This is a genomic window from Streptomyces tuirus, from assembly GCF_014701095.1.
Lineage (GTDB): Bacteria > Actinomycetota > Actinomycetes > Streptomycetales > Streptomycetaceae > Streptomyces > Streptomyces tuirus.
This window is the reverse complement of sequence record NZ_AP023439.1, coordinates 4191185-4212470: the sequence shown is the minus strand read 5'-3', so window position 1 is coordinate 4212470 and position 21286 is coordinate 4191185. Positions and strand designations below refer to the sequence as shown.

Annotated in this window: 20 protein-coding genes; 10 read left to right on the top strand and 10 right to left on the bottom strand. The window is 70.7% G+C overall.

The features are described from left to right. Window positions 1–8: 8 nt before the first annotated feature. A complete protein-coding gene (locus IGS69_RS19380) occupies window positions 9–1127 on the bottom strand; it encodes an alpha/beta hydrolase (protein WP_190901533.1) in 1119 nt (372 codons plus the stop codon). 230 nt (window positions 1128–1357) lie between these two features. On the opposite strand from IGS69_RS19380, the gene IGS69_RS19375 reads away from it, so the two are divergent. The 6 genes from IGS69_RS19375 to IGS69_RS19350 all read left to right on the top strand — a co-directional run bounded on the left by IGS69_RS19375 (window position 1358) and on the right by IGS69_RS19350 (window position 6412). Continuing rightward, the gene (locus IGS69_RS19375) at window positions 1358–3193 is read left to right on the top strand and encodes a phosphatidylglycerol lysyltransferase domain-containing protein (RefSeq protein WP_190901531.1); all 1836 of its coding nucleotides are present in this window, start codon (window positions 1358–1360) and stop codon (window positions 3191–3193) included. 73 nt (window positions 3194–3266) lie between these two features. Further along, window positions 3267–4157: a dihydropteroate synthase gene (gene folP / locus IGS69_RS19370; protein ID WP_190901529.1), complete on the top strand. Its 891-nt coding sequence runs from the start codon at window positions 3267–3269 to the stop codon at window positions 4155–4157. Further along, a complete protein-coding gene (locus IGS69_RS19365) occupies window positions 4154–4660 on the top strand; it encodes a nuclear transport factor 2 family protein (protein WP_031106701.1) in 507 nt (168 codons plus the stop codon). The genes folP and IGS69_RS19365 overlap by 4 nt, the downstream gene beginning before the upstream one ends. 236 nt (window positions 4661–4896) lie before the next feature. Next, entirely contained in the window at window positions 4897–5256 is a 360-nt protein-coding gene (folB, locus tag IGS69_RS19360; protein WP_190901527.1) for a dihydroneopterin aldolase, read from the top strand. Next, window positions 5253–5864 (top strand): 2-amino-4-hydroxy-6-hydroxymethyldihydropteridine diphosphokinase, encoded by a 612-nt coding sequence (gene folK / locus IGS69_RS19355; RefSeq protein ID WP_190901524.1) that lies wholly within the window; start codon window positions 5253–5255, stop codon window positions 5862–5864. Before folB ends, folK begins: the two co-directional genes overlap by 4 nt. A gap of 59 nt (window positions 5865–5923) precedes the next feature. After that, window positions 5924–6412: a DUF3180 domain-containing protein gene (locus IGS69_RS19350; protein ID WP_190901522.1), complete on the top strand. Its 489-nt coding sequence runs from the start codon at window positions 5924–5926 to the stop codon at window positions 6410–6412. 11 nt (window positions 6413–6423) lie between these two features. On the opposite strand, the gene IGS69_RS19345 is transcribed toward IGS69_RS19350, so the two are convergent. The 7 genes from IGS69_RS19345 to dacB all read right to left on the bottom strand — a co-directional run bounded on the left by IGS69_RS19345 (window position 6424) and on the right by dacB (window position 15141). Next, window positions 6424–7416 (bottom strand): hypothetical protein, encoded by a 993-nt coding sequence (locus IGS69_RS19345; protein WP_232543579.1) that lies wholly within the window; start codon window positions 7414–7416, stop codon window positions 6424–6426. Between the two features lie 67 nt (window positions 7417–7483). After that, window positions 7484–8089, bottom strand: a complete 606-nt coding sequence (gene folE / locus IGS69_RS19340) for a GTP cyclohydrolase I FolE (RefSeq protein ID WP_190901520.1) — start codon at window positions 8087–8089, stop codon at window positions 7484–7486. A 126-nt stretch (window positions 8090–8215) separates the two neighbouring features. Further along, window positions 8216–10258, bottom strand: a complete 2043-nt coding sequence (ftsH, locus tag IGS69_RS19335) for an ATP-dependent zinc metalloprotease FtsH (RefSeq protein WP_190901518.1) — start codon at window positions 10256–10258, stop codon at window positions 8216–8218. A 187-nt stretch (window positions 10259–10445) separates the two neighbouring features. Continuing rightward, window positions 10446–11006 (bottom strand): hypoxanthine phosphoribosyltransferase, encoded by a 561-nt coding sequence (gene hpt / locus IGS69_RS19330; protein ID WP_190904560.1) that lies wholly within the window; start codon window positions 11004–11006, stop codon window positions 10446–10448. Window positions 11007–11068: 62 nt separating this feature from the next. Next, window positions 11069–12145 (bottom strand): tRNA lysidine(34) synthetase TilS, encoded by a 1077-nt coding sequence (tilS, locus tag IGS69_RS19325; protein WP_190901516.1) that lies wholly within the window; start codon window positions 12143–12145, stop codon window positions 11069–11071. 196 nt (window positions 12146–12341) lie between these two features. Next, window positions 12342–13469 (bottom strand): zinc-dependent metalloprotease, encoded by a 1128-nt coding sequence (locus IGS69_RS19320; RefSeq protein WP_190901506.1) that lies wholly within the window; start codon window positions 13467–13469, stop codon window positions 12342–12344. A 94-nt stretch (window positions 13470–13563) separates the two neighbouring features. Beyond that, window positions 13564–15141, bottom strand: a complete 1578-nt coding sequence (dacB, locus tag IGS69_RS19315) for a D-alanyl-D-alanine carboxypeptidase/D-alanyl-D-alanine endopeptidase (RefSeq protein WP_190901504.1) — start codon at window positions 15139–15141, stop codon at window positions 13564–13566. A gap of 79 nt (window positions 15142–15220) precedes the next feature. Here dacB and IGS69_RS19310 point away from each other — a divergent pair, with 79 nt between their 5' ends. Together IGS69_RS19310 and IGS69_RS19305 are read left to right on the top strand one after the other, a co-directional pair. Further along, window positions 15221–15712, top strand: a complete 492-nt coding sequence (locus tag IGS69_RS19310; protein WP_003975424.1) for an inorganic diphosphatase — start codon at window positions 15221–15223, stop codon at window positions 15710–15712. 119 nt (window positions 15713–15831) lie between these two features. Next, window positions 15832–17529 (top strand): threonine/serine exporter family protein, encoded by a 1698-nt coding sequence (locus IGS69_RS19305; RefSeq protein WP_190901502.1) that lies wholly within the window; start codon window positions 15832–15834, stop codon window positions 17527–17529. Between the two features lie 102 nt (window positions 17530–17631). Here IGS69_RS19305 and IGS69_RS19300 read toward each other — a convergent pair whose 3' ends face one another. Next, a complete protein-coding gene (locus IGS69_RS19300; RefSeq protein ID WP_190901499.1) occupies window positions 17632–18576 on the bottom strand; it encodes a DedA family protein in 945 nt (314 codons plus the stop codon). A 132-nt stretch (window positions 18577–18708) separates the two neighbouring features. Between IGS69_RS19300 and IGS69_RS19295 the strand changes: the two genes are divergently transcribed. Beyond that, the gene (locus IGS69_RS19295) at window positions 18709–19074 is read left to right on the top strand and encodes a YbjQ family protein (protein WP_031110265.1); all 366 of its coding nucleotides are present in this window, start codon (window positions 18709–18711) and stop codon (window positions 19072–19074) included. 19 nt (window positions 19075–19093) lie between these two features. Here the strand turns inward: IGS69_RS19295 and IGS69_RS19290 are convergent, their stop codons facing one another. After that, on the bottom strand, window positions 19094–19864 hold the full coding sequence (locus IGS69_RS19290) for a MerR family transcriptional regulator (protein ID WP_190901497.1): 771 nt from the start codon (window positions 19862–19864) through the stop codon (window positions 19094–19096). A 99-nt stretch (window positions 19865–19963) separates the two neighbouring features. Here IGS69_RS19290 and IGS69_RS19285 point away from each other — a divergent pair, with 99 nt between their 5' ends. Further along, on the top strand, window positions 19964–21250 hold the full coding sequence (locus IGS69_RS19285; RefSeq protein WP_232543578.1) for an ion channel protein: 1287 nt from the start codon (window positions 19964–19966) through the stop codon (window positions 21248–21250). Window positions 21251–21286 lie beyond the last annotated feature (36 nt).

Below are 21286 nucleotides of genomic sequence, written 5' to 3'. Positions count from 1 at the left end.
AGATCATTTCAACGCCCGTCCAGCCGCCCGCTCATCCACTCCAGCGCCGCCGGAATCTCACGCCGCCACGTGTTGAAGTTGTGGCCGCCGCTTTCCAGGATGATCGACGAGATCCGCGTCCGCCCGTTGCCCTCCACCCGCTCGATGAACTCCAGCGTGTCCTTGTAGTTGCCCTCTCCCCGCTTGCTGCTGGTCACCAGCAGGGAGGTATCGGGAGCGGGCATGTGCGCGACGTACCACCGCAGATCGGCGCGATTGCGCAGCGCCTTGTCGCCCTGGAAGAGATCGCCCGTCGTCGCGTCGATCGGCGCCTTGTAGTACGCGGACAAGCCCGCCCCCGCCGCGTACACATCGGGATGGTGCAGGGCGATCTTCAACGCGCAGTAGCCACCCGTGGAGTTACCGATGATCCCCAGACCTCCCGGCTTTTCCGCCACCCTGTAGTGCGTGCGCAACGCGTCGGGGAGATCCTTCGCGAAGAACGACTCCGTCTGCGGCCCGCCCGGGATGTCGACGCACTCCGTGTCCCGGGGCGGCGCCACCGTCGGACGCAGCATCACCAGGATCATCGGCTCCGCCCGGCCCGCCCGCGCCAGCTCCAGTGCCGTACGCGGATAACGCAACTTCTCCACCAGCGCCGACGCCGTACCCGGATACCCCGTCAGCACCACCGCCGCCGGGAACCGGTGGGTGCGGTACCGCGACTGGAAGTACTCCGGCGGCAGATAGACGTACGCGCGCGTGGCGATGCGCGTCGTCCGGCCCACGATGCCGACCTGCTGCACCCGCCCGCCGGCCTGCGGCAGCGCACCGCCCGCCCCCGGCACCCGGCGCGAGCCGACCACCTCCAGCGGGCCACCGCCCGGCGTGTGGTCGACGACCACCCCCTGCTCCTTCTCCTGCCCGAACAGGTCGGCCCAGCTCGCGTAGAACCCGAAGGCCTGGTTGGCGGCCAGGCCCACCGCGGCGAACAGCGCCAGTTGGGTGGCCAGCAGCAGACCGACCCGCCCGCCCACGGCACGCCAACCGCGCCGGGCCAGCCGCGGCCAGACCCAGACGGTGCCGGCGAACAGCAGCACGGCGGACAACACCACCAGGAACAGCACCTTGTTGCTCGTCAGACCCATACGTCGGCTACCTGCTCGCGCTCTCCGTCCGGGCCCTCGCGTTCAACCCTTCGCAAGGGCTTGTCCCGGACTTTCCTCGGCCTTTGAAACGGCTTTGACGTGGGGAGTGAACCTCTTCCCCCGAGACACCGTCCTAGAGGGCGCAATGTCGCCGGATGCCCGAATCGGCACCGGATCCAAGGTCTCTCGCACAACTACGGGATGCGATGTCTGTCAGGACAGATGAGGAAATGTCGGGCGAGGTTCCGCGTCGCGGCAGCGGCACGGCCCGTCCGGGCCGGACGAGCCGGATACTGCGCGGGCCACGCCCCGAGGCCGTCCCCGTCCTCGTCGGCAGAGCCTGCGCCCTGGTGGGCGTCCTGGACATCGCCGCAGGCGTCTTCCCCCGCTTCCGGCACAGCAGGATGCACGCCATCGCCGAGGTCCTGCCCGGCGCACTCGGCCCCTTCGCGGCCGCCCTGTCCCTCAGCACCGGCGTGCTGCTGCTCCTCCTCGCCCACGGCCTCAAACGCGGCAAGCGCCGGGCCTGGCGAGCGGCGGTGGCACTCCTGCCCGCCGGCGCCGTCGCCCAGTTCACCTACCGGCACTCGCTCGTCGGCACGCTGATCTCCCTCGCCCTGCTGGCACCCCTGCTGCGCCACCGCGACCAGTTCAACGCCCTGCCCGACCCACGCAGCCGCTGGCGGGCCCTCGCCAACTTCGTCCTCATGAGCGCCGGTTCACTCCTGCTCGGCCTGATCGTCGTCAGCGTCCAGGGCGAGCACATCATCGGCGACCCCAGCCTCGCCGACCGCATCACCCACGTCATCTACGGCCTCTTCGGCTTCGAAGGCCCCGTCGACTACCAGGGCGACACCTCCTGGACCGTCGCCTTCTCCCTCGGCGCCCTCGGCCTGCTCACCGCCGTCACCACCGTCTACCTGGCCTTCCGCCCCGAACACCCCGCCGCACAGCTCACCGAGGAGGACGAGACCCGGCTGCGCGCCCTGCTGGACCAGCACGGACGCCGCGACTCCCTCGGCCACTTCGCCCTGCGCCGCGACAAGGCCGTCGTCTTCTCCCCCAGCGGCAAAGCGGCCGTGACCTACCGCGTCGTCTCCGGCGTGATGCTCGCCAGCGGCGACCCCATCGGCGACGTCGAGGCCTGGCCCGGCGCCATCGAACGCTTCATGGACGAGGCCAAGGCCCACTCCTGGACCCCCGCCGTCATGGGCTGCTCCGAGACCGGCGGCGAGGTGTGGACCCGCGAAACCGGGCTCGACGCCCTCGAACTGGGCGACGAGGCGGTGGTGGACGTCGCGGATTTCTCCCTCGCCGGCCGCGCGATGCGCAACGTGCGCCAGATGGTCAAGCGCATCGAGCGCGCCGGTTACGAAACCCGGGTACGACGAGTCCGTGACCTCGGCGAAGCCGAACTGGACCGCATCCGCCGGGCCGCCGACGACTGGCGCGGCACCGACACCGAACGCGGCTTCTCCATGGCCCTCGGCCGCGTCGGCGACCCCGCCGACGGCGACTGCCTCATCGCCACCGCCCACAAACAGGAAGAACACCCCGGCCCCCACGGCGACCTCAAGGCGATCCTGCACTTCGTGCCCTGGGGCACCGACGGCGTCTCCCTGGACCTGATGCGCCGCGACCGCACGGCCGACCCCGGCATGAACGAACTGCTCATCGTGGCCTCCCTCCAGGCCGCCCCCAGACTGGGCATCGCACGCGTCTCCCTCAACTTCGCCATGTTCCGCGCGGCCCTCGCCCGCGGCGAGAAAATCGGAGCCGGACCCGTGCTGCGCGCCTGGCGCGGACTGCTCGTCTTCCTCTCCCGCTGGTTCCAGATCGAGTCCCTCTACAAGTTCAACGCCAAGTTCCGGCCACGCTGGGAACCCCGCTTCGTCGTCTACCGCGCCTCCGCCGACCTGCCCCGCATCGGCTTCGCCGCCATGCAGGCCGAGGGCTTCGTCACCCTCGCCCTGCCCCTGCCGCGCCTCCTGCGCCGCCGACGCCCCACCACCCCCCGCCCCTGCGCCCACACCACCAGAGCCGAACCGAACGTCCGAGCGGCATGATCACGCCGTCGCACAGGGGCCGCCGCACGGGCCGCAACGCCTGACGGCCCCCACCGGGGCCTACGCTGAACATATGAGCAACCAGAGCGGACGCGGGCGCGTGGCGGGCCTACCGGAATGGGACCGCTGCGCGGTCATGGGAGTCGTGAACGTCACCCCCGACTCCTTCTCCGACGGCGGCCGCTTCTTCGACACCACCGCCGCCGTCAAACGCGGCCTCGACCTGGTCACCGAAGGCGCCGACCTCGTCGACGTGGGCGGCGAATCCACCCGCCCCGGCGCCACCCGCGTCGACGAGGACGAGGAACTGCGCCGCGTCGTCCCCGTCGTCCGCGGCCTGGCCTCCGAGGGCGTCACCGTCTCCGTCGACACCATGCGCGCCTCCGTCGCCGAACGGGCCCTCGCGGCCGGTGCCGCCCTCGTCAACGACGTCAGCGGCGGCCTCGCCGACCCCCGCATGATCCCGGCCGTCGCCGACACCGGCGCCCCCTTCGTCGTCATGCACTGGCGCGGCTTCCTCCAGGGCGGCAACGTCCGGGGCGAGTACACCGACGTCGTCACGGAAGTCGTCGACGAGCTGCACGCGCGCGTGGAGGCCGTCCTGGCGGGCGGCATCGCCCCCGAGCGCATCGTCGTCGACCCCGGCCTCGGCTTCTCCAAGAACGCCGGACACGACCTCGCCCTCCTCGCCGGCCTCGACCGGCTCCTCGCCCTCGGCCACCCGCTGCTCGTCGCCGCCAGCCGCAAGCGCTTCCTCGGCCGGGTCCTCGCCGGCCCCGACGGCCCCCCACCCCCCGCACGCGAACGTGACGCCGCCACCGCCGCCGTCTCCGCACTCGCCGCACACGCCGGCGCCTGGGCGGTCCGCGTCCACGAGGTACGCGCCACCGCCGACGCCGTCCGGGTCGCCCGCGCCATCGCGGCAGCGCGCGGCACGGGCACCGGCGCAGAAGGAGCCCGGTGAGCGCCCCGCACACCGACGTCGAACAGGTCGAGGCCGCCAACACCGCCTTCTACGAGGCACTGGAACAGGGCGACTTCGAGGAACTGGCGTCGCTCTGGCTGACCCCCGCCGACCTGGGCGTCGACGAGTCGTACCACGACCCGGCCGACACCGGCGTGGTCTCCTGCGTCCACCCCGGCTGGCCCGTCCTCACCGGCCGCGGCGAAGTCCTCCGGTCCTACGCGCTGATCATGGCGAACACCGACTACATCCAGTTCTTCCTGACCGACGTGCACGTCTCCGTCACCGGCGACACCGCCCTGGTCAACTGCACCGAGAACATCCTCAGCGGCGGCCCCGCCCCCGAAGGAGCCGGCGAGGAGCTCGGCCCGCTCGTCGGGCAGCTCGTGGTCGCCACCAATGTGTTCCGGCGCACGCCCCAGGGGTGGAAACTCTGGTCGCACCACGCTTCCCCCGTCCTCGCCGAAACCGACGAGGACGAACAGGACGACACCCCCGCCTGAGTGGGTAGGCGACAGGAAGTGGTTGGAATCACGGACGCCCGGGTAGGGGCGGCTACCAACCTGTGCACCGGCGGATTCCCCAGGGGAAACGCCGGATGAATCCTGCCGGGCCCGGCCACAGCCCCCACCCCGTGGCCCGGCCCCGCCCGTGCGCGCAGGTAGATTCGACCGAGGCCGGTGTGCCGACCGCACACGGCACCGACCGGCCCTGACCGACGATTGCAGGAGTGATTCGCGTGGATCGTGTCGCGCTGCGCGGCCTGAAGGCCCGCGGGCACCACGGCGTGTTCCCCAGGGAACGCGAAGAGGGCCAGACCTTCATCGTGGACATCGTCCTCGGCCTCGACACCCGACCGGCCGCGGCCGACGACGACCTGGCGAAGACCGTGCACTACGGCATCGTGGCGGAGGAGGTCGTGGCCGTCGTCCAGGGCGAGCCCGTCGACCTCATCGAGACGCTCGCCGAGCGCATCGCCCAGGTCTGTCTGAAGCACGAGGGAGTACAGGAGGTCGAGGTCTGCGTCCACAAACCGGACGCCCCGATCACCGTCCCCTTCGACGACGTGACCGTCACCATCACCCGGAGCCGAGCATGACCGCGCCCTTCATCAAGGGTCCCAGCGACCCGACCTCACAGCCGGTACCCGCCTCCGTCGTCGAGAAGGTCGACGCCGCCGACACCACCCTGTCCAACCCCAAATGGGCCGTGATCGCCCTCGGCTCCAACCTCGGCAACCGCCTGGAGACCCTCCAGGGAGCCGTCGACGCCCTCGGCGACACGCCCGGCCTGCGCATCAAGGGCGTCTCCCCCGTCTACGAGACCGAGCCCTGGGGCGTCGACCCCGGCAGCCAGCCCGCCTACTTCAACGCCGTCGTGGTCCTCAAGACCACCCTCCCGCCGTCCTCGCTCCTCGAGCGCGCCCACGCGGTCGAGGAAGCCTTCCACCGCGTCCGGGACGAACACTGGGGCCCACGCACCCTCGACGTCGACATCGTCTCCTACGCCGACGTCGTCTCCGACGACCCGCAGCTCACCCTCCCCCACCCCCGCGCCCACGAACGCGCCTTCGTCCTGGCCCCCTGGCACGACCTCGACCCCGAGGCGCAACTGCCCGGCCGCGGACCCGTCGCCGGCCTCCTGGACACCGTCACCCGCGACGGCGTGGCGCCCCGCCAGGACCTGGAACTCCGGCTGCCCGAGTAGCCGTTAAGGTCAAGACGGCCGCGAACCGGGCCGCGAACCGGGGGAACCGAAGGGACACCGTGAGAGAGCTGCGTATCAGGGTGCTGGCCGGCGTCTTCGTCGTGTCCGCCCTCCTGTCCTGGGCGGGCGCCCGCCTGTGGAACTCGGTCGGAACGCTCCCCAGCGTCCCCCTGGCCGCCCCCATCGTCCTCGCCGTGATCGCCGTGGTCCTGCTGGCCACGGCCCTCTCGATCCGCGCCCGCCTCAAGGCCCAGCGCGAGCGCCACCCCGAGGCCAAGGGCGTCGACCCCCTCATGGCGGCCCGCGCGGTCGTCTTCGGCCACGCCAGCGCCCTGGTCGCCGCCCTGGTCGCCGGCATGTACGGCGGCACCGGCGTCTTCCTCCTGGAATCCCTCGACATCCCCGCCCGCCGCGACCAGGCCATCTACGCCGGCCTCTCCGTCGTCGCGGGCATCGGCGTCATAGCGGCAGCGATCTTCCTGGAACGCGTCTGCAAACTCCCCGAAGACGACGAAAACGACGGCACGGGGGTCGCCCCGACGGTCTGACGCACCCGGGCTCACCAGACCTGCCGGGCGAGATGCCCGTTGACCAGGAAGCCGGGGTGGGGATCGAGGCGGTAGCTGTAGAGGGTGAAGGGTTTCGTGCCGGCGGCTCGGCGTAACCGGGCGTCGCGAACCTCGACCCATGTGGATTCGACGGGCTCCAGCGGGTGCCATTCGGCTGTGAAGGTTCCGCGAGCCGGCCATCGGTCTGCGATGACGAGCGCGGAGGCGGTCCCCTTCGGCCTGGGTGTGAACCTCGCTCCGATGATCAGGGCCAGCTCCTGCAAGAAGGGCACGTTGGCACTGACCACTGTGCGCCCGTCCCACTTCTTGTGACGGAAGCCGTCTCCTTCGACGTAACCGTCCAGAAAGCCCTCGAAGGTGCAGAGGTCGCGAAGAACCACTCGCGGGAACCTCTGCCGCATGTGATGAGCGTCGCCCCCCACGTACTGCCGCAGAGCGTCAGAGAGATACGACGACACCACTCGTACACGGAAACCCGGGACGTCCCGCCCGAGAAACCCGGAGGGCCGCGTCACCGGTTCGAGGCGCGCGGCCAGCCCGGTGGCCTCGGTGAGACACTCCGCGTACCGCATGGCGAAGGACTCGTCATTGACGACGAGAGACACGTAGTTCTTGCCGACTGTGCCGTCAGCACACGTGGCCCCGATGAAATAGCCGAACTCGTACCCGGCCACGATCGCCGGTCGCACACGGCACAACTTCCGGGCGGGTGTCCAGGCGATCATGGTGCCCGCGGCGTGAACTGCGGGAACCCAGCCCTCGGCCGTGTGCAGCTCCTGCTGCGGGGCGACGGTGAAGGTGACACGGTCGGTGACCACGTCAACGACCTCACGCGCCTTCACGGCCGAGATTCCGACGACGGTCGTCTGAACGGTTCGCGTGCCGTCCAGGCTCCACAGTTTCGATCCCACCTCGACGTTCCGGGCCTGACGCCCCCCGCCGACCACGCTCACCAGCTGCTTGCTCGGCAGCCCACATTCCACCGCGACCCCCCTGATCAGCGATTACCTCATTGATCAGGGACGGTATCGGGCACCACTGACAATCGGGTCAGCGCGCCAGTATCAGGCTCATCGCCTCGGACCGGGTCGTTGCATCCCGAAGCTGACCACGGACCGCCGATGTCGTGGTCTTGGCCCCCGGCTTGCGAATGCCGCGCACGGACATGCACATGTGCTCCGCCTCGATCACGACGATGGCGCCCCGCGCCTCGAGGATCTTCATCAGCGAGTCGGCGATCTGCGTGGTGAGTCGTTCCTGCACCTGCGGCCGCCGAGCGAACACCTCGACGAGACGGGCAAGCTTCGACAGACCGGTGATCTTGCCGGTCTCGGCCGGGATGTAACCCACATGCGCCACACCGTGGAACGGCAGCAAGTGATGTTCACAGAGGCTCACGATCTCGATGTCCTTGACCAGGACCATCTCGTCGTGCCCCAGGTCGAACGTCGTCGTCAGAACATCCTCGGGCTCCTGCCGCAGCCCTGCGAGCAACTCCCGATACGCCCGAGCCACCCGCGCCGGCGTCTCCCGGAGGCCCTCGCGGTCCGGGTCCTCGCCGACCGCTATCAGGAGTTCGCGTACGGCGTTCTCGGCGCGCTTCTCGTCGAACTCGCCGATATGGCCGGCGCCGTCCAGCGTCACGGGGTCGGTCATCTGATGCCTCGTTCCTGTGTCCTTCACGGTGCGGCCTGCTGAAATGGCGAAAAGCCGCGCCCCCCAGGCTAAAACCTGGGGGGCGCGGCATCCATTCCGGGGCGGTGGGCCGCCGGGAGAGCTCGGTCAGCTCTCGGGGCGGTCCTCCGGGGTCCGCTCGGGCGCCGCCGGGGCGGGGTCCGCCGCGGTGCTCTTGGCGGTGGAGATGGCCGGTGTCGCGCCGTTCGCGCCGTTCGTCAGGGCCAGCTCCTTGGGGGAGAGGACCGGCGGACGGGTGGACGGCGTGCGGCGGGAGGAGCCGGTCCAGGCGGGCCTGGGCGGGCGCTTGACGATGGGGGCGAAGATCTCGGCGATCTGCTCCTTGCCCAGCGTCTCCTTCTCCAGCAGCTGCAGCACGAGGTTGTCGAGGACGTCGCGGTTCTCGACCAGGATCTCCCAGGCCTCGTTGTGCGCGGTCTCGATGAGCTTCTTGACCTCTTCGTCCACGAGCGCGGCGACCTCTTCCGAGTAGTCGCGCTGGTGAGACATCTCACGGCCGAGGAAGGGCTCGGTGTTGTCGCCGCCGAACTTGATCGCGCCGAGACGCTCGGTCATGCCGTACTGCGTGACCATCGCGCGGGCCAGGCCCGTGGCCTTCTCGATGTCGTTGGCGGCACCCGTGGTCGGGTCGTGGAAGACGAGCTCCTCGGCCGCGCGGCCGCCCAGCATGTAGGCCAGCTGGTCCAGCATCTCGTTGCGCGTGGTCGAGTACTTGTCCTCGTCCGGCAGCACCATCGTGTAGCCGAGGGCGCGGCCTCTCGACAGGATCGTGATCTTGTGGACGGGGTCGGAGTTCGGGGAGGCCGCCGCGACCAGGGCGTGTCCGCCCTCGTGGTAGGCGGTGATCTTCTTCTCCTTGTCCGACATGATCCGGGTCCGCTTCTGCGGGCCGGCGACCACACGGTCGATCGCCTCGTCCAGCATGTGGTTGTCGATCAGCTTCTTGTCGCTGCGGGCCGTCAGCAGAGCGGCCTCGTTCAGGACGTTGGCCAGATCGGCACCCGTCATGCCGGGCGTACGGCGGGCCATGGCCGACAGGTCGACGTCGGGCGCGACCGGCTTGCCCTTCTGGTGAACCTTGAGGATCTCCAGACGGCCCTGCATGTCCGGGCGGTCGACGGCGATCTGCCGGTCGAAACGGCCGGGGCGCAGCAGCGCCGGGTCGAGGATGTCGGGCCGGTTCGTCGCGGCGATGAGGATCACGCCGCCCTTGACGTCGAAGCCGTCCATCTCGACGAGGAGCTGGTTGAGGGTCTGCTCGCGCTCGTCGTGACCGCCGCCGAGGCCGGCGCCGCGGTGGCGGCCGACCGCGTCGATCTCGTCGACGAAGACGATCGCCGGGGCGTTCGCCTTGGCCTGCTCGAACAGGTCACGGACTCGGGAGGCACCGACACCGACGAACATCTCGACGAAGTCGGAACCGGAGATCGAGTAGAAGGGGACGCCCGCCTCGCCCGCGACGGCGCGCGCGAGCAGGGTCTTGCCGGTGCCGGGAGGCCCGTAGAGCAGGACGCCCTTGGGGATCTTGGCGCCGACGGCCTGGAACTTGGCCGGCTCCTGGAGGAACTCCTTGATCTCGTGGAGCTCCTCGACGGCCTCGTCGGATCCGGCGACGTCGGAGAAGGTGGTCTTGGGGGTGTCCTTGGTGATGAGCTTGGCCTTGGACTTCCCGAAGTTCATGACGCGGGAGCCGCCGCCCTGCATCTGATTCATCAGGAACAGGAACACGACCACGATCAGCACGAAGGGCAGCAGGGAGAGCAGGATGCCGACGAACGGGTTCTGCTTGGACGGCGAAACGGTGTAGCCGTCCGGGATCTGCTTGTCCTGGTACTTGTTCTGCAGCGTGTTGGCGATGTCGACGCCCTGGTCGCCGATGTAGCTCGCCTGGATCTTCGAGCTGCCCTCGACCTTCACACCGTCTTTGAGCGTGGCCTTGATGGTCTGCTCGTCACCGGTGGTCAGCTTGGCCGACTCGATCTTGTTCTGGTTGATCGCCTGGACGACCTGGCCGGTGTCCACCGTCTTGTAGCCGCCGGACGAGCCGACGACCTGCATCAACACGACCACGGCAAGGACGGCCAGCACGATCCACATGACCGGCCCACGGAAGTATCGCTTCACGTCCATCCATACGGAGCGGTGCCGCCCCGTCCCTCCTGCCATAGTGAGTTTGATAAAGACTGTTCTTCGGACGGTACCCCAGCATTGTCACCTGAAGCCGCGTGGGACGGCTGGCGATCCGCCTACGCCTGCTCCAACGGCGGGAGGCCCGCTGGGGTTCCCGATCACCGTGACGGCACTGCGGCCGGGGGTTTCAGCCGCCGTACACGTGGGGCGCGAGCGTACCGACGAACGGGAGGTTGCGGTACTTCTCGGCGTAGTCGAGGCCGTAGCCCACGACGAATTCGTTGGGGATGTCGAAGCCGACCCATTCCACGTCGATGGCGACCTTCGCGGCCTCGGGCTTGCGCAGCAGGGTGCACACCTTGAGGGATGCGGGCTCGCGCGAGCCGAGGTTGGAGAGCAGCCAGGACAGGGTCAGGCCGGAGTCGATGATGTCTTCGACGATCAGGACGTGCCTGCCCTTGATGTCGGTGTCGAGGTCCTTGAGGATCCGCACCACACCGGAGGACTGGGTGCCCGCCCCGTACGAGGATACGGCCATCCAGTCCATGGTGACGGGGGTGGACAGCGCCCTGGCGAGGTCGGCCATGACCATCACCGCGCCCTTGAGGACTCCGACGATGAGCAGGTCCTTGCCCGCGTACTCCGCGTCGATCTTCGCTGCCAGATCGGCGAGCTTGGCGTCGATCTCTTCCTTGGTGATGAGTACCTTCTCGAGGTCGGCACCCATGTCTTTCGCGTCCACCCGCATCACTTTCGGTCGTCCCACCGGCCGATCGGCCCCTCCGCCAGGCTGCGGGGAGGGGTCGTGGTTCAGCCTTGCCGAATCACCAGTCTGCCACCCTGCCGCCGGGCCACGACTTTGCCGGGGAGGTTGATGGCTCCCTGACCGCGCCAGCCGGTGATCAGCCGGTCGACTTCCTCGATGTGGCGGGCGAAGAGTGATCCGGCGGGTGCGCCGGCCGCGATGGCGGCGCGGCGCAGGATGCGGCGGCGTACGGCGGGCGGCAGGGCGTAGAGCTTGGCGCATTCCAGGAGTCCGGCGGCGTCGCGGACGGTGGCCTCGGCCTGGCCCGCCCAGGAGTCGAGGGCGTCGGCGTCGTCGCGGGAGAGCTGGGCGGTGCGGGCGAGGGCTTCGACGACGCCTTTGCCGAGGGCCTTCTCCAGGGCGGGCAGGCCTTCGTGGCGCAGCCGGGAGCGGGTGTAGGCCGGGTCGGCGTTGTGGGGGTCGTCCCAGACGGGCAGGGACTGGACCATGCAGGCCTTGCGGGCGGTCTGCCGGTCGAGTTCCAGGAAGGGGCGCCGGTAGCGGCCGCCGGCCCCCGAGACCGCGGCCATGCCGGACAGGGAGCGGATGCCGGAGCCGCGGGCGAGGCCGAGCAGCACGGTTTCGGCCTGGTCGTCGCGGGTGTGGCCGAGCAGGACGGCGGCGGCGCCGTGGCGTTCGGCCGCGGTGTCGAGTGCGGCGTAGCGGGCGTCGCGGGCGGCGGCTTCCGGGCCGCCGGTGCGGCCGACGGTGACGGCGACGGAGTCGACGGGGTCGAGGCCGAGTTCGCGCAGGCGCTGGACGACTTCCGCGGCGCGGGCGTCGGAGCCGGACTGGAGGCCGTGGTCGACGGTGATGCCGCCGGCTCTGATGCCGAGTTTGCGGGATTCGAAGGCGAGGGCGGAGGCGAGGGCCATGGAGTCGGCGCCGCCGGAGCATGCCACGAGCACGAGCGGCGGGGGTGGGGGTACCTCCCTGCTCGGGCGCAGCCGGGAGCTTGGGGGAGGCTCGTGCGTGGGGGCGTGCGTCACCGCGGCGGGGGTGCGGTGGTGTTCGGTGAGGAGGTCGTGGAGGACGCGGCGGACCGCCAGGCGTATCGCCGCGACCGCAGGATGGGGACCCATGTCCGGTTCCCTTCATGAAGTTTTCGGGGGGTGAGCCCGCGTGTCGGTCACGCAGAGTGTGTAGATGGTGACAGAACCGGGCCGTTCCCCGAGCATTGCACGCCTACCCCTGCCTCACGGTCCCTCGGACGGGTGATTGGAGGGGCGTTCGCCTGCCGTGGGCCGGTTTCCTTTCACGACCTTCCCGCGATGTTCACTACTCGGCCCTGCGGTGCACCCGTGCGACCCAGTCCGCCGGTTTGGCGATCTCCGCCTTGGTGGGGAGGGTGTTGGGCGAGGTCCACACGCGGTTGAAGCCGTCCATGCCGGCCTCGTCGACGACGGCCCGGACGAAGCGTTCGCCGTCCCGGTACTGGCGGAGTTTGGCGTCCAGGCCGAGGAGTTTGCGCAGGGCGAGGTCGAGGCGGGAGGCGCCCTTGGCGCGGCGCTGCTGGAACTTCTCGCGGATCTCGCCGACGGAGGGCACGACGGACGGGCCGACGCCGTCCATGACGAAGTCGGCGTGGCCTTCCAGCAGGGACATGACGGCCGTGAGGCGGCCGAGGATCTCGCGTTGGGCGGGGGTCTGGACGATCTCGACGAGGGAGCGGCCGCCGTCGTCCTCCTCGGCCTCGGGGCGGCCTCCGGCGAGGGTCTGGGCGGCTTCCCGGACGCGTTCGAGGACGGTCATGGGGTCGACGTCGGTCTCTTGCAGGAACGACTGGATTTCACCCTCAAGGTGGTCGCGCAGCCAGGGCACGGCGGTGAACTGGGTGCGGTGGGTCTCCTCGTGCAGGCATACCCAGAGCCTGAAGTCGTGGGGGTCGACGTCGAGTTCGCGCTCGACATGGACGATGTTCGGGGCGACGAGCAGGAGCCGGCCGCCGCCGTTGCCGCCGCTGGGGAGTTCGCGGGTGGCGGGGGCGAAGGTCTCGTACTGGCCGAGGACGCGGGAGGACAGGAAGGAGAGCAGCATGCCCAGTTCGACGCCGGTGACCTTGCCGCCGACGGCGCTCATGACCGAGCCGCCCGGGGTGTTGCCGCGCCGTTCCTGCATCTTGTCGAGGAGGGGCCGGAGGAGTTCCCGGAACCCGGCGACGTTCGCCCGGATCCAGCCGGGGCGGTCGATGACCAGGACGGGGGTGTCGTGGCCCTCCTCGGTGCCCAGGCGGGTGAATCCGCGGACGTGTTCCTCCGAGGCCTTGGCATGCCGGCGCAGCTCCGCGACGACGGCGCGGGCCTCGTCGCGACTGACCTCGGGGCCCGGCCGTACGAGCCGGGTCGCGGTCGCGACCGCGAGGTTCCAGTCGACCATGCCGGTTGAAGCACCACCGATGCTCGTCATGCGTCAACCGTACGTGAGCGCTCGCCGCCGGGGCAGGGCGGCGAGGGCGGGGGGCCGGCTCCGGCCGGTTCGGGCGGGCGGGTGGGCGGGTCCGTCACCGGCAGCCGCATGCCGCCAGGGTGGTGGCGATCCGGTCCAGGGCCTTCTGGGTCGTGGTGGGGAGGATGCGGTCGGTGCCGTTGGCCATGAAGGCGAAGGCGAGCAGGCGGCCGTCCTGGTCGACGAGGGTGCCCGCGAGGGTGTGGACGCCGGAGAGGGTGCCGGTCTTGGCGCGGACGACGCCGGATGCTCCGTCCGTGTAGCGGCTGCTGAGGGTGCCGGTGAAGCCGGCGACGGGCAGGCCGGTGAGGGCCGGGCGGAGTTCGGGGTGGGCGGGGTCGGCGGCCTTGGCGAGCAGGGCGGTGAGGAGGTCGGGGGTGAGCCGGTCGGCGCGGTTGAGGCCGCTGCCGTCCTTGAAGGCGGCGCCCTTGACGGGGAGGCCGAGTTCACGCAGCTGGGCGCCGATGGCCTTGCCGGCGCCGGCGAAGTCGGCGCGGTCGCCGGTGGCGATCGCCGTCTGGCGGGCGAGGGCTTCGGCGATGTCGTTGTCGCTGTTGGTCAGCATGCGCTCGACGAGGGCGGAGAGCGGGGGCGAGGAGACCGTCGCGAGGGTCGTGGCGCGGGTGGTGGCCTTGGAGGGACCGGGGGCGGTGGTCTTGATGCCGTGGGACTTCAGGAAGTCCCCGAAGCGGCGGGCGGCGTCGGCCGCCGGGTCCGGCACGCGTTCGGCGGGGCCGCTCGTGGAGTCGTTGGTGCGGCCCTCGTCGGCCATCAGGGGGGTGACGCGGGCGAGGTTGCCGTCGACTCCGATCGGGTGGTTCTCGTCGCCCGCCCAGAGGGTCGTGTCGTAGGAGAGGGTGACCTCGCGGACGCCCTGGTCGGCGAGGGCCGCGGCCGTGCCGGCGGCGAGGGTGCGCAGGCTCGCGGAGCCCTGGGCCTTCTCGCGGGCCGTGAGGGTGGGGTCGCCGCCGCCGACCAGGACGACTTCCCTGGTGTCGGGTTCGAGGGCGGCGCGGGTGGTGAGGCGGTGGTCGGTGCCCAGGGCGGACAGGGCGGCGACGGCCGTGGCGACCTTGGTGGTGGAGGCGGGGGTGAGTCCGGTGCCGTTGCCGGAGCCGTACAGGCGCCTGCCGGTGGTCATGTCGATGACGGACGCGGCGGGCCGGGAGCCGAGGGCGGGGTCCTTCAGCAGCGGGTCGAGGGCGCCGGCGAGGGCCTTGCCGTCCGGGGCGGACTTCACGGTGCTGACGCCGCCGAGGCCGGTCAGCACGGGTCCGGCGCTGGGGGCGGGCCGGGGGCGGCCGGGGGCGCCGGGGGCGCTGCCGTGATCTGTGCCACCCGCGCGGCCCAGGGCCACTGCCCGGTCGCGCTCGGCCGTACGCTGACCGGAGGAGTCCCAGGGACCGGCGGCGGTCACCACACCGGCGGCGAGTGCGAGTCCGGCGGTGGCGGCACCCGCGGTGTACTGCCAGGTCTTGGGCAGCGCGACCTGCGGTTTCCCGGCTCGGGTGAGCCGCGCGACCTGTGGTTTCGTGGCTGCCGCGACCCGGGCCAGGCGTGGTCGTACGGCATCCGCGAGGCGCACCACGTGCGGTTTCGCGGCCCGCCAAGGCCTCAGCTCTGGCACGACCACCAGCCCCTTTCGCGATCACACACCTGCGTGAGGGACACTTAACCACCAGAACTATGTGTTGATCATGGAGGAGCCACCGGTGGAGTTCGACGTCACGATCGAGATTCCGAAGGGTTCGCGCAACAAGTACGAGGTGGACCACGAGACCGGTCGTATCCGCCTGGACCGGCGACTCTTCACCTCGACCGCCTACCCGACCGACTACGGCTTCGTCGAGAACACCCTCGGCGAGGACGGCGACCCGCTGGACGCGCTGGTCATCCTCGACGAGCCGACGTTCCCGGGCTGTCTGATCCGCTGCCGCGCGATCGGCATGTTCCGCATGACGGACGAGGCGGGCGGCGACGACAAGCTGCTGTGCGTGCCGTCGACGGACCCGCGTGTGGAGCACCTGCGGGACATCCACCACGTGTCGGAGTTCGACCGCCTGGAGATCCAGCACTTCTTCGAGGTGTACAAGGACCTGGAGCCCGGCAAGTCGGTCGAGGGTGCCGACTGGGTGGGCCGCACGGAGGCCGAGGCCGAGATCGAGCGGTCCTACAAGCGCTTCAAGGACCAGGGCGGTCACTGACCTCCTCTCCTGATGCTGACGGGCCGCACGCCTGCGTGTGCGGCCCGTTCGTCCGTCTGTGCGCATACTGAGGCTGTGGGGGGTACGAGGCCCACGTGTCGTACAGGGAGCGCCAGGCAGTGACGGACGCGGAGGACCGCAAGCCGACATCGGACGAGGCGAGGAGTGCGTTTCTGCCTCCGGCCGGGACCGGCGTCGACGGGGACATGTCGACGACGTCGGAGTTCGCGATCCCGGACGGGCTGGCTGTGCACAAGGCGGCCGGTGCGGAGTCCGAGACGACGTCCGAGTTCGCGGTGCCGCAGGGCCTGGACGTCCAGGCGGCGCCCGCGGCGGAGCAGGAGGGGTCGGCGTTCACCCCGCCGAGCACGTACAGCTCGAAGCACGCCCCGACGGCCTTCACGCCGCCGAGCGGGGTCCCCGTGGTCAGTCTGACCAAGGACGTGCCCTGGCAGGACCGGATGCGCACGATGCTGCGCATGCCGGTGGCGGAGCGGCCGGCGCCGGAGACGATCCAGCGGCACGGCGACGAGTCGGGGCCCGCGGTGCCGCGTGTGCTCGACCTGACGCTGCGTATCGGGGAGCTGCTGCTGGCGGGCGGCGAGGGCGCCGAGGACGTGGAGGCGGCCATGTTCGCCGTCTGCCGGTCCTACGGTCTCGACCGCTGCGAGCCGAACGTCACCTTCACTCTGCTGGCGGTCTCCTACCAGCCGTCCCTCGTCGACGACCCGGTCACGGCGTCGCGGACGGTGCGCCGGCGGGGCACCGACTACACGCGGCTGGCGGCCGTGTACCAGCTGGTGGACGACATCAGCGACCCCGAGACGGCGGTCTCGCTGGAGGAGGCCTACCGGCGGCTGGCGGAGATCCGCCGTAACCGGCACCCCTACCCCGGCTGGGCGCTGACCGGGGCGAGCGGGCTGCTGGCCGGTGCGGCCTCGGTGCTGGTGGGCGGTGATCTGATCGTGTTCGTCGCCGCGGCGCTGGGCGCGATGCTCGGTGACCGGCTGGCGTGGCTGTGCGCGGGGCGCGGGCTGCCGGAGTTCTACCAGTTCACGGTGGCCGCGATGCCGCCGGCCGCGATCGGGGTCGCGCTGACGCTGGGCCATGTGGATGTGAAGGCGTCCGCGGTGATCACCGGTGGGCTGTTCGCGCTGCTGCCGGGGCGGGCGCTGGTGGCGGGGGTGCAGGACGGGCTGACCGGTTTCTACATCACCGCGTCCGCGCGGCTGCTGGAGGTCATGTACTTCTTCGTCGGCATCGTCGCGGGTGTGCTGGTGGTGCTGTACTTCGGCGTGCAGCTGGGCGCGCGGCTCAATCCCGACCAGGCGCTCGGCGCCTCCGACGACCCGGTGATGATGATCGGGGCGTCGATGCTGCTGTCGCTGGCGTTCGCGGTGCTGCTCCAGCAGGACCGGTCCACCGTGATGTGGGTGACGCTGAACGGCGGGGTCGCGTGGGTCGTCTACGGCGCGATGCACTACGTGGGGGACATCTCGCCGGTGGCGTCCACGGCGGCGGCAGCGGGGCTGGTGGGGCTGTTCGGGCAGTTGCTGTCCCGGTACCGGTTCGCCTCCGCCCTGCCCTACACGACGGCGGCGATCGGGCCCCTGCTGCCCGGTTCCGCGACGTACTTCGGGCTGCTGGCGATCGCCCAGAACGAGGTGGACGCGGGGCTGGTGTCGCTGTCGAAGGCGGTGGCGCTCGCCATGGCCATCGCCATCGGGGTGAACCTCGGGTCGGAGATCTCCCGGATGTTCCTGCGCATCGGGTCCGCGGAGAAGCGGCGGGCCGCCAAGCGCACCAGGGGTTTCTAGCGCCGGGTGCCTACGGCGTCGGGGCGAGTGGCTCCGCCGGCGGCCGCGGGCCCGTGGGGGCTGTTCGCGCAGTTCCCCGCGCGCCCCCACGGGAAGGCCGGCTCAGTAGCCGTTGTTGTAGGGCCCCTGCCGCGTGCCGTACGGCTGCTGTGTCCCGTACGGCTGCTGGGTGCCACCGTGCGGCTGCTGTGTCCCGTACGGCTGCTGGGTGCCACCGTGCGGCTGCTGCGTGCCGTACGGCTGCTGCTGGCCGTAGCCCGGGGCCTGCGGGTACTGGTTGTAGTACTGCTGGTCGCTGTAGCCGTTCCGGTCGTTGTGCGGCTGCTGGTGGGGCGGCTGGTCGTCCGGGGTGATGCGGCGGAGCTGGGTCGTCGCGTCGTCCATGGCCTCGGGCTGCTGCCGCTGCGCGGGAGCCTCGGCCGCCGCGCGCTTCTTCTTCGAGCGGTCGCGCAGGTACTCGATGATGATCGGGACGACGGAGAGCAGGACGATCAGGATGAGGATCGACTCGACGTTCTTCTTGATGAAGCCGATCTGGCCGAGCCAGTAACCCGCGAGCGTGACGCCGGTGCCCCAGGCGACTCCACCGATGACGTTGTACGTGAGGAACGTGCGGTACTTCATGCGGCCGGCGCCCGCCACGATGGGGGCGAAGGTGCGCACGATGGGGACGAAGCGGGCCAGGACGATCGCCTTGGGGCCGTACTTCTCCATGAACTCGTGGGCCTTGTCCAGGTTCTCCTGCTTGAAGAGCTTGGAGTTGGGACGGCTGAAGAGCTTCGGGCCCAGGAACTTGCCGATCATGTAGCCCACTTGGTCGCCGATGACGGCGGCGAGCACGATCAGCGCGCAGACCAGCCACAGCGGCTGGGTGATGTAGGTGCCCTCGGCCACGAAGAGGCCGGCCGTGAACAGCAGGGAGTCACCCGGCAGGAACGCGAAGAGACCGGACTCCGCGAAGACGATGAGCAGGATTCCGGGCAGGCTGAACGTGGAGATCAGGTAGTCCGGGCTGAGCCACTCGGGGCCGAGCGCAAGCGTGGTCACGGGGATGTGGCTCCTGCTGCTGTGGGGACGGGCGGGCTGGCTGCCTCAAAGTATCAACGCAGCCGTCGTGGCCCAGGTTCCATGGGCGTACTCAGGATGCACTGTGCCCGGCCCCGGTCAAAGCTGTGAAGCATGGGCATCGACGAATACGGCGGCGGACAGGGCCCGGAGCCCGAGGTCCTGGTCGTCACCACGAACGACGTACCCGGCTACCACGTGCGGGAGGTGATCGGCGAGGTCTTCGGCCTGACCGTGCGCTCCCGCCATGTGGGGAGCCAGATCGGCGCCGGGCTGAAGTCGATGGTCGGCGGCGAGCTGCGCGGGCTCACCAAGACGCTCGTGCAGACCCGCAACCAGGCCATGGAGCGGCTCGTCGAACAGGCACGCGCGCGTGGCGCCAACGGGATTCTCGCGTTCCGCTTCGATGTGACGGAGGCGGCCGACGTGGGCACCGAGGTGTGCGCGTACGGCACGGCGGTGGTCCTGACCCGGGAGTGAGGCACTCCCGGGCCGGGGATCAGGAGGTGTGACGTGCCGCGTTCGCGGCGATCGCGTCCCTCAGGTGCTCGGCGAGGCCCGGGCGCAGCGCGTCGTAGAACGCCTTGAACCGCTCGTCGGAGACGTACATGTCGCCGAGGCAGCGGTGGATCTCGTAGGAGCATTCGTAGAACCACGTGCAGATGTGCTGCCGGTGCTCCTCCGCCAGGGTCATGGCCGCCTCGCCGGTGGGCGGCTCGTCCGCCGACATCAGGGCGCCGTAGCGCTCGCCCCAGTCGGCGGCCTCGGCCTGGATGCGCTTCCAGTCCTCCTTGGTGTAGCTCGCGGTGCGGCGCTGCGAGTCGGCGTACTCGTCGGTGTCGCCCCAGCGCTCCTCCACCTCTTGGGCGTACTGCTCCGGGTCGTTGTCCCCGAAGACCTCGAACCGCTCCTCGGGCGTGAGGTCGATTCCCATCGTGCGTGCCTCCATGGCGTGTTCCACGGCCGCCGCCATCTTCCGCAGCTTCTCGATCCGGGCGGTCAGCAGTTCGTGCTGGCGGCGCAGGTGTGCGCGGGGGTCTGCCTTTCCGGTGGCCTGATCGTCGAGCAGGGCGGCGACCTCCTCGAGGGGGAAGCCGAGCTCCCGGTAGAACAGGATCTGCTGCAGCCGGTCGAGGTCGGCGTCGCTGTAGCGCCGGTGGCCCGCGGGGCTGCGTTCGCTCGGGACGAGCAGGCCGATGTCGTCGTAGTGGTGCAGCGTGCGCACCGTGACACCGGCGAAGCCCGCGACCTGTCCCACCGAGTAGTTCACTTCCGCTCCCTTCTTCCGTGCTCCACGGTCGGGCCTCACGCCACGTGAGGTGCAAGCGTGTTTCCTGTTTGTACCGTTTGATCCGCTTATCGTGTGCCCGTGGTCCAGGACTCCGAAGACCAGGCATCCGCCGTCCGTCCGTCGACGCCCGCCCGCACCCTGCTGCCGTCGATCGTGCCCGCCGTCGCCGTGGGCGTGCTCAGCAGCCTGATCCTGGTGGGGGTGGAGGTCGCCGCCAAGCAGCTGGAGGACGTGCTCTGGCGGACCGTGCCGGACGCGCTCGGGGTCGGCCGGTACTCCGTGGCATGGATGTTCGTCGTCCTCATCGCGACCGGCATCGCGGTCGGGCTGGTGGTGTGGAAGGTGCCGGGGCACGCGGGCCCCGATCCCGCCACCATCGGCCTGGACGCCCCCGTCCTGCCGCCCGTGGTGCTGCCGGGGCTGCTGCTGGTGACCGCGCTGATGCTGGCCGGCGGGCCCAGCCTCGGCCCCGAGAACCCGATCATCACCGTGAACGTGGGCCTCGCGGTCTGGCTGGGCAGCCGGCTCATCCCCCGGGCACCGGGCCGGATCTGGCCGGCGCTGGCGGAAGCCGCCACCATCGGCGCGCTGTTCGGCACCCCGGTCGCCGCCGCCCTGGCGATCTCCGAACTGCTGGCCTCGCAGGAGACCCGCGGCAGGCTGTGGGACAACCTCTTCGCGCCGCTGACCGCCGCGGCCGCCGGCTCCCTGACCGTCTCCCTCCTCGACCACCCGACCTTCGACCTGGGCCTGCCGTCCTTCGGCCGGCCGGGGTGGTCCGACCTGCTGGCGTCCGTCGTGGTCGCCGCGGTGGGCGCGCTGCTCGCCATGTGCGCCGTGCGGGCCCTGCCGTACGCGCACAGCGCCTTCCAGCGGCTGCGGCACCCGATGCTGATGCTCCCGGCGGGCGGGGTCGTGCTCGGCTGCCTCGCGGCGGTGGGCGGGCATCTGACGCTGTTCAAGGGGCTCGACGAGATCGCCACGCTGGCCCACGACCCGGACGGCTGGTCGGCCGGGGAGTTCGCCGTCATGACGGTGGTGAAGCTGGCCGCGCTGGTCGTCGCCGCGTCCTGCGGTTTCCGCGGCGGGCGCATCTTCCCCGCCGTGTTCGCCGGCACCGCCCTAGGGCTGTGCGCGCACGCCCTGGTGTCCGGGGTGCATCCCTCGGTGGGCGTGTCCGCCGGTGTGCTCGGGGTGCTGCTGGCGATCACGCGGCAGGGCTGGATCAGCCTGTTCGTCGCCGCGGTGCTGGTCGCCGAGCCGGCGGTCATCGCCCTGCTCTGCATCGCCTCGCTGCCGGCCTGGCTGCTGGTGACGGGCCGGCCGCAGATGCAGCTGCGTGAGGACGGCACGCCGGTCCGCTGACGCCCTCTGCCGAAATCCCCCCTGCGGAACTCACCC

Bases quoted from the DNA above. Each gene is read 5' to 3' on its own strand.
- IGS69_RS19380 (WP_190901533.1), bottom strand. From the start codon at position 1,127: ATGGGTCTGACGAGCAACAAGGTGCTGTTCCTGGTGGTGTTGTCCGCC.
- IGS69_RS19375 (WP_190901531.1), top strand. From the start codon at position 1,358: ATGTCGGGCGAGGTTCCGCGTCGCGGCAGCGGCACGGCCCGTCCGGGC.
- folP (WP_190901529.1), top strand. From the start codon at position 3,267: ATGAGCAACCAGAGCGGACGCGGGCGCGTGGCGGGCCTACCGGAATGG.
- folK (WP_190901524.1), top strand. From the start codon at position 5,253: ATGACCGCGCCCTTCATCAAGGGTCCCAGCGACCCGACCTCACAGCCG.
- folE (WP_190901520.1), bottom strand. From the start codon at position 8,089: ATGACCGACCCCGTGACGCTGGACGGCGCCGGCCATATCGGCGAGTTC.
- ftsH (WP_190901518.1), bottom strand. From the start codon at position 10,258: ATGGACGTGAAGCGATACTTCCGTGGGCCGGTCATGTGGATCGTGCTG.
- hpt (WP_190904560.1), bottom strand. From the start codon at position 11,006: ATGCGGGTGGACGCGAAAGACATGGGTGCCGACCTCGAGAAGGTACTC.
- tilS (WP_190901516.1), bottom strand. From the start codon at position 12,145: ATGGGTCCCCATCCTGCGGTCGCGGCGATACGCCTGGCGGTCCGCCGC.
- IGS69_RS19320 (WP_190901506.1), bottom strand. From the start codon at position 13,469: ATGACGAGCATCGGTGGTGCTTCAACCGGCATGGTCGACTGGAACCTC.
- IGS69_RS19295 (WP_031110265.1), top strand. From the start codon at position 18,709: ATGGGCATCGACGAATACGGCGGCGGACAGGGCCCGGAGCCCGAGGTC.